Genomic DNA, 6,682 nt, shown 5'->3' with positions numbered 1-6,682 from the left:
TGGCGCAGTTGGGTGCGCAGGTACTGTCCGATGGGCTGGGCCTGCTGCGCGCCGGCATCAAGCCGATCCCGCGCCCGCAGCCGGACGCCGGCGTCACCTACGCGCACAAGCTGGACAAGGCGCAGGCGCGGCTGGACTGGAGCCAGGACGCCGCCGCGCTGGCGCGGCGCGTGCGTGCGTTCAATCCGTGGCCGGTCGCCGAGGCGAGCCTGGCCGGGGAGCGCGTGCGCATCCATGGAGCGGTGGTGCTCGAGGACAACCGTGGCAAGGCCCCGGGCACGGTGATCGCGGCCAGCCGCGAAGGCATCGACATCGCCTGTGGCCAGGGTGCATTGCGCCTGCGCGTGGTCCAGCGTGAGGGCGGCAAGGCGATCACCGCCGCCGACTACCTCAACGCCCGCCGCGACCTGCCGGTCGAGGGGTGAGGCGATGACGGCTGTGTCTTCCGCGCCGGCCAGCAAGGGCGCCGCGCGCCAGCCCGGCGTGCAGACCCGCGTGCAGGCGGCCAGGGTGTTGGCCGCGGTGCTGGTCCGGGGTCGTTCGCTCAAGGCCGAGTTGTCCACGGCGTTGCCGAAGCTGGACGACAGCCGCGACCGTGCCCTGCTGGAGGCGATCTGCTTTGCCGCATTGCGCCGCCGTTTCGCTTACGAGCGTGCACTCGGGCAATGGCTGCAGAAGCCGCTGGGCCCGCGTGAAGCGGACCTGCGTGGGTTGCTGATGGCCGGCTTCGCGCAGCTCGATGCGCTGCAGCTGCCCGCGCACGCTGCGTTGTCGGCGACGGTGGATGCCGCGCGCGCGCTGGGCCGCGAGCGCCAGGCCGGGTTGGTCAACGCGGTGTTGCGCCGCGCGCAGCGCGAGGGCTTCGGCACCGCGCGCGCCGAGGATGCGTGGCCGCAATGGTTGTTGCAGCAGGTCCGCGCGGATTGGCCGGCACATGTCGAGCAGATCCTCACCCATAGCCTGCAGCCGGCACCGTTGTGGCTGCGGGTGAACCGCCAGCAGCACAGCCGCGATGCCTATCTGGCGGTGCTGCAGGACGCCGGCATCGACGCACTGGCCGAGCCGGCCGCCGCCGATGCGATCCGTCTGCCGGTGGCCGTGCCGGTGGCGAGCCTGCCGGGCTTCGCGCAGGGCGCGGTGTCGGTGCAGGACCTGTCCGCGCAGCAGGTGGCCGATGGCCTGTCGCCCGCCGTGGGGGCACGCGTGGTCGATGCCTGCGCCGCACCGGGCGGCAAGTCGGCGCACCTGCTCGAACGCGATCCGTCGCTGCAACTGCTGGCGCTGGACGTGGATGCACGGCGCCTGCAGCGCATCCGCGAGACCTTCAACCGCACCGGCGTGGGCGCGGCGGCACAGGTCCAGGCGGTGGATGCGGCCGATGTCCCGGCCTGGTGGGATGGCACGCCGTTCGATGCGGTGCTGCTGGATGCCCCGTGCTCGGCCACTGGCATCATCCGTCGCCAACCCGACGTGCTGCTGCATCGTCGCGCCGAGGACATCACCGCGCTGGTTGCGTTGCAGGCACGCCTGCTCGATGCGCTGTGGAAGGTGCTGCGCCCCGGTGGCGTGCTGCTGTACGCCACCTGTTCGATCCTGCGCCGCGAGAACAGCCAGCAGGTCGCCGCGTTCCTGGCGCGCACGCCGGATGCACGCCTGGAAGCACTGCCCGACACGTTCGGCCATGACGATGGCGGTGGCCGCCAGCGCCTGCCGGGGGAGCAGGGGGGCGATGGTTTCTTCCAGGCCCGGATCGTGAAGCTGGCCGTCATCTAGGCTGGCTATCATCCGCCGCCATGAGGGACGATCTGGCGCGCAGGGAATTCTGGTTGCTGGCGATCACCGCCGTGCTGGTGCTCGCCGCCGGCCTCGGCCTGCGGGATCCGTGGCCCTCGGACGAGCCGCGTTTCGCGCTGGTCGCCCGGCAGATGGTGGAGAGCGGCCAGTGGCTGTTCCCCCATCGCGGCATCGAGTTGTATGGCGACAAGCCGCCGATGCTGATGTGGTTGCAGGGCGGCTTCTACCTGCTGCTGCGCGACTGGCGCGTGGCCTTCCTGCTGCCTTCGTTGCTGGCGGCGCTGGGCACGCTGGCCTGCGTCCATGACCTGGGCCGGCGCCTGTGGACCCGGCGGGTCGGCCTGTATGCGGCCTGGTTGCTGCTGTTCACGCTGCAGTTCACCTTCCAGGCCCGCAAGGCGCAGATCGATGCGCTGCTGCTGTTGTTCATCACCCTGGCCAACTACGGCCTGCTGCGGCACCTGCTGCGCGGGCCGGACTGGCGGTGGTGGACGATCGGCTGGTTCGCCGCCGGACTGGGCGTGATCACCAAGGGCGTGGGCATGCTGGCGCTGGCGATGCTGGTGCCGGCGGTGCTCTGCGTGGCGATGGGCTGGCGCCGGCCGATGCTGCATGTGGCCAACCCGCGCTTCTGGCTGGGGCCGCTGGCCTTCGTCCTGGCCCTGTCGTTGTGGTTGGGGCCGCTGCTGGCCGCGGTGATGGGCAGTGCTGACCCCGGGCGGCATGCCTACCTGCACGAAATCCTGTTCCGCCAGACCGCAGGTCGCTACACCGCGTCCTGGGACCACCACAATCCACCGTGGTACCACCTCGGGGTGATGCTGACGCTGTGGATGCCGGCCATGCTGGCCTTGCCCTGGGCGCTGCCGGCCTGGTGGCGCCGGCTGCGGCGACATGACCCGCGTTACCTGTTGCTGCTGGGCTGGTGGCTGCTGGTGGTGGTGTTCTTCTCCATTCCCAGCGGCAAGCGTGATGTCTACATCCTGCCGGCGTTGCCGGTGTTCTGCCTGGCATTGGCGCCGCTGTTGCCCGGCTTGTTGCGCAAGGCCGGCGTGCGTGCGCTGGTGCTGCTGTTCACCGCGACGTTGACGCTGGTGCTGCTGGTGGCCGGTGCCGGCGTGTTGCTGGGCGAGGGCAGCGAGCGCGTGCAGGGTTTGCTGGAGCGCCGTGAGTTGTCGGTGACGGCGGCGCGGATGATCGGCATCGCGGTGCTGGTGATGGGCTTCTGGGGAGCCGCGGCACTGTGGCGCTGGGGCCGACGCTGGCCGGCGCAGGTGCTGGCTTCGCTGCTCGCGCTGGTGTGGGTGCTGCAGGGATTGGTGGTCAACCCGCTGATCACCGACTCCAGCTCCGGACGAGGGCTGATGCGTGAGGTCGGGCGGCGCCTCGGGCCCGATGTCGAGCTGGGGCTGGTTGCCTGGAAGGAACAGAACCTGCTGATGGCCGACCGGCCGGTGGCCAACTTCGGTTTCCTGCGGCCGTGGCCGGAGCAGCTGCGGGCCGGCGTGGCCTGGCAGCAGTCCGCGCCGTCGCATCGCTGGTTGCTGGTGCAGGACGAGGCCGCACTGGCCTGCATCGACCGCGGCCGCAGCCAGCACGTCGGCAGCCTGAGTGGCCGGGGGTGGTGGCTGGTGCCGGCCACGGCGGTGCGTGGGCCGTGCCGGAGCGAGGCCGAGCGCGCGGCGGCTCAGCCAGCGGAGAGCAGTTCCCGGTAGATCGCTTCGGTGGCAGTGACGAAGCGTTCCAGCCCGAACTCGGCGGCGGCATGTGCCCGTGCCGCGGCACCCATGCGCAGCAGGTGCGGACGGTCTTCCAGCATCGTGCGCAGGATGGCGGCCATGGCCGCGTGACCATGGACCGGGACCACCCAGCCGTCTTCGCCGGGATGGATGTTCTCCGCCAGGCCGGCATAGTCGGTGACCATCACCGGCTTGCCCATGGCCATCATCTCGCGGCAGGCGAAGGAGATGGTTTCCACGTCGTGGGAAAGCACGAAGCCGGCATCGAAGGTGGCGATCACCGGCCGCACGTCGGCGAGCAGGCCGGGGAAATGGAACTGCGCCTGCAGCCCGGCGGCGTCGATGACCGCCTGCTGGGCGGCGGAAGGGGGATGCCCGGCCAGGACCACATGGATGCGTTCGCGTTCTGCCGCCGACAGCAACTGCAGCGCGGCGACCAGGTCGGTCCAGCCCTTGTAGCCGGCGGTGCCGGCGTTGCTGCCGACCAGCAGCGCATCGTCGGCGATTCCCAGCGCGCGTCGCTGCGCGGTGGCTGCATCCTGTGGCCAGGGCTGGAAGTGGACGGTGTCCACGCCGTTGTAGACGGTCTGCGGATGGCACACGCGGTACGGCGTGGATTCCAGCTGCCGGCGCACGTACTCGCATACCGCGATGACCTTGTCGGTATGCCAGCGTGCGCGCCAGACGTGCTGCGGTCCGCGCATGGGCTTGGTGTTGTGCTTGGTCAGCACCACGCGCGGGCGCGGGCTGATGCCGCGCAGGGCTGCCAGGGTGATGCGGTGGTCGGCCGAGCCGTTGACGTGGACGACGTCGAAGCGGTGCCGGCGCAGGTAACCGCGCAGCTGCCGCACCGCGTGCAGCCGCTGGCGGATGCGGCGCAGGCCATTGGGGAACGGCTGCGCCAGCACGTGCACGCCGGACAGGGCACTGGCCTGGGCCAGCAGCGTGCTGCCGCCCGGTGCGGCCACATGCACCTCGTGCCGGGCGGCAAGCGCGCCGGCCAATTCGCGGGTATAGGTGGTGTGGCCACCGCCGCTGCCGCTGTGGAAGTTGGTGAAGAGCAATTTCATGGGGGGTGGGGGAGGAAGGGCGGTCAGCCGATCCGGGGGTCCGGCGGTGCAGCGGAGTGGGTGTCGATGCCCTGCGTGCAGCGGGTGAGCTTCTGCGTACGCGTGGCATGGAACAGGCGGTTGTTCGGCAACGTCATGTCATCCACGTCCGGGGGCGCACGTGAGTTATGCCACAAATGGACGGCCAGCGCCGCCCACTTCAGGCCACGTCGGCGCAGCCCGGTGTTCTCCAGGCGGGCCGCCAGCTCGCGGTCCTCGGCGCCATAGCCTTCCATGCGTTCGTCAAAACCGTTGACCTGCAGCAGGTCTGCGCGCCAGAAACTCATGTTGCAGCTCATGACCCGGCCGCCGTTGCGGGCACGCGCTTTCCAGCGCGCCAGCAACGGCTGACGGAAGGCGTACAGGCGACGGGTGCCATCGAACTCGTGGAAGTCGGCGTCCATCCAGGGCGCGAACGTCGGCCGGCCCCCCGCCAGCAATCGTTCGGTTTCAGCAGCACTGGCCTTCAGACGCCCGCCCTGCAGGAAGAAGCCGGGCTCGGCGAAGGCCGCGTGGTCGGCGATGAAATCACGGTGCAGCAGCATGTCGCCGTCGAGCAGGACCACGTAGTCGCCCTGGCTGGCGGCGATGCCCAGGTTGCGGCAGCGTGCCGCACGAAAGCCCTGGTCCTGCTGCCAGATGTGCCGCAGTGGCACCGGCAGCCGTTCCTGCCAACGCCGCACGACGTCGGCCGTGGCCGCGCCGGAACCGTCATCGGCGATGAGCACCTCGTCCGGCATCCGGCGCTGGCCGGCGACGCTTTCCAGCACGCGGTCCAGCGCTGCGGGCCAGTTGTAGGTGAGGATCACCAGCGAGATTTTCATGCAGGCCCGGACGGTTTGGACCCGGAAGATGGTAACGACAGGCTCAGTGCCAGGGGTAGCCAGAGAATCAGCCAACCGGGTCGCGGGCTGTCGATCAGGTGGGGCAGGTCGAATTGCACCATGACCGTGGCGAACAGCCACAGGCCCAGCACGACCCGGCCGGTGGCAATGTCACGCCGTTGCCAGGCACGCCAGCCCAGGCCCAGCCAGACCGCCGACCACAGCAGCACGCCGGGGATGCCCAGTTCGACGGCCAACTGGGTGAACAGGTTGTGGGTGTGGACCTGGTACTGCCCGTTGCCACCGATCACCGGCAGCGTGAAGTCGGCGCCCAGGCCGAGGCCGAGCCACGGATGCTGCTGGAACAGTTCCATGGCATGGGCGAACAGCTGTGGCCGCAGTGACAGGCCGCGTTCGGCCAGTTCCGGGTAGGCCGGGATGGCGATGCCCAACCCCACGGCGATCAGCAGCAGCAGCCGCTGCAGCGCACGGTCCCGGTGCCGGACGACCAGCAGCACGAACAGGCTGAAGGCCAGCGCGAGCATCGCGCTGCGCGAGAAGGTGAGCATCAGCGCAGTCGCCATGACGCCCATGGCCAGCCATTTCAGCAGGCGGCGATTGCGCGTCTCCCAGCGCCATGGCCACAGCCACAGGATGCCGGCGGCCATCGCGGCGCCGAACAGGTTGGCGTTGGCCATCACCCCGAACCCGACCAGGCGGTTGTCGACCGTGGGCCTGATCGCGAAGTGCACCATCGCCGCGACCGCGGACACCGCCAGGATGCCGGCGCCGGAGGCCAGCAGGGCGCGCTGGCGCACCACGTCGCGGCCGACCGCCAGGGTGCAGCCGAACAGGAACAGGCCCACCGTCAGCAGGCGCAGGAACTCATCGTGCGGACGCTTCGCATTGCTCCACGACAGGCTCAGCAGGGCCCAGGCGAACAGCAACAGCAGCACGGGCATCAACGGGCGCCGCGCGAAATCCAGGAAGCGGCCCGGGCGGGCGATGGCGATGATCAAGGCCGGCAGGTACAGCGTCAGGGCGGCCAGGTACTGGAACGGCTTGCCCGGATTGAACGACGGCCCGGCCGGCAGGAAGCTCATGCCGGCGATCACCGCCAGCAGTCCCACGAACAGCAGGTTGCGCCAGCGCGGTGCAGTTGGCTCCCCGGGGGAGGACAGGTCGATGGTGGAGCGTGGCGGTTTCAGGTCGGGCG

General features: G+C 70.2%; 6 protein-coding genes. 3 read left to right on the top strand and 3 right to left on the bottom strand.

Features of this window, described 5'->3' with window-relative positions; translation table 11 throughout:
• The 3 genes from VA603_RS08555 to VA603_RS08545 all read left to right on the top strand — a co-directional run.
• A partial coding sequence (locus tag VA603_RS08555; RefSeq protein WP_425603680.1) for a methionyl-tRNA formyltransferase occupies nucleotides 1-425 on the top strand: 425 nt, incomplete at its 5' end.
• A gap of 4 nt (nucleotides 426-429) precedes the next feature.
• A complete protein-coding gene (gene rsmB / locus VA603_RS08550) occupies nucleotides 430-1,773 on the top strand; it encodes a 16S rRNA (cytosine(967)-C(5))-methyltransferase RsmB (RefSeq protein ID WP_132865859.1) in 1,344 nt (447 codons plus the stop codon).
• A gap of 20 nt (nucleotides 1,774-1,793) precedes the next feature.
• Nucleotides 1,794-3,509, top strand: a complete 1,716-nt coding sequence (locus VA603_RS08545) for an ArnT family glycosyltransferase (RefSeq protein ID WP_323438533.1) — start codon at nucleotides 1,794-1,796, stop codon at nucleotides 3,507-3,509.
• On the opposite strand, the gene VA603_RS08540 is transcribed toward VA603_RS08545, so the two are convergent.
• The 3 genes from VA603_RS08540 to VA603_RS08530 all read right to left on the bottom strand — a co-directional run.
• Nucleotides 3,482-4,603, bottom strand: coding sequence for a glycosyltransferase family 4 protein (locus tag VA603_RS08540; RefSeq protein ID WP_323438532.1), 1,122 nt, complete (start codon nucleotides 4,601-4,603; stop codon nucleotides 3,482-3,484). The genes VA603_RS08545 and VA603_RS08540 overlap by 28 nt on opposite strands.
• Nucleotides 4,604-4,626: 23 nt before the next feature.
• Nucleotides 4,627-5,466, bottom strand: a complete 840-nt coding sequence (locus VA603_RS08535) for a glycosyltransferase family 2 protein (protein ID WP_323438531.1) — start codon at nucleotides 5,464-5,466, stop codon at nucleotides 4,627-4,629.
• Nucleotides 5,463-6,682 (bottom strand): O-antigen ligase family protein (locus VA603_RS08530; RefSeq protein ID WP_323438530.1); only part of this gene is annotated, 1,220 nt, incomplete at its 5' end. The genes VA603_RS08535 and VA603_RS08530, both read right to left, overlap by 4 nt.

It is taken from the genome of Stenotrophomonas capsici, assembly GCF_034961085.1.
In the GTDB taxonomy this organism is placed as follows: Bacteria; Pseudomonadota; Gammaproteobacteria; order Xanthomonadales; family Xanthomonadaceae; genus Stenotrophomonas; species Stenotrophomonas capsici.
Note: the sequence above shows the minus strand (reverse complement) of the source record. Positions and strands in the feature narration are given on the sequence as shown.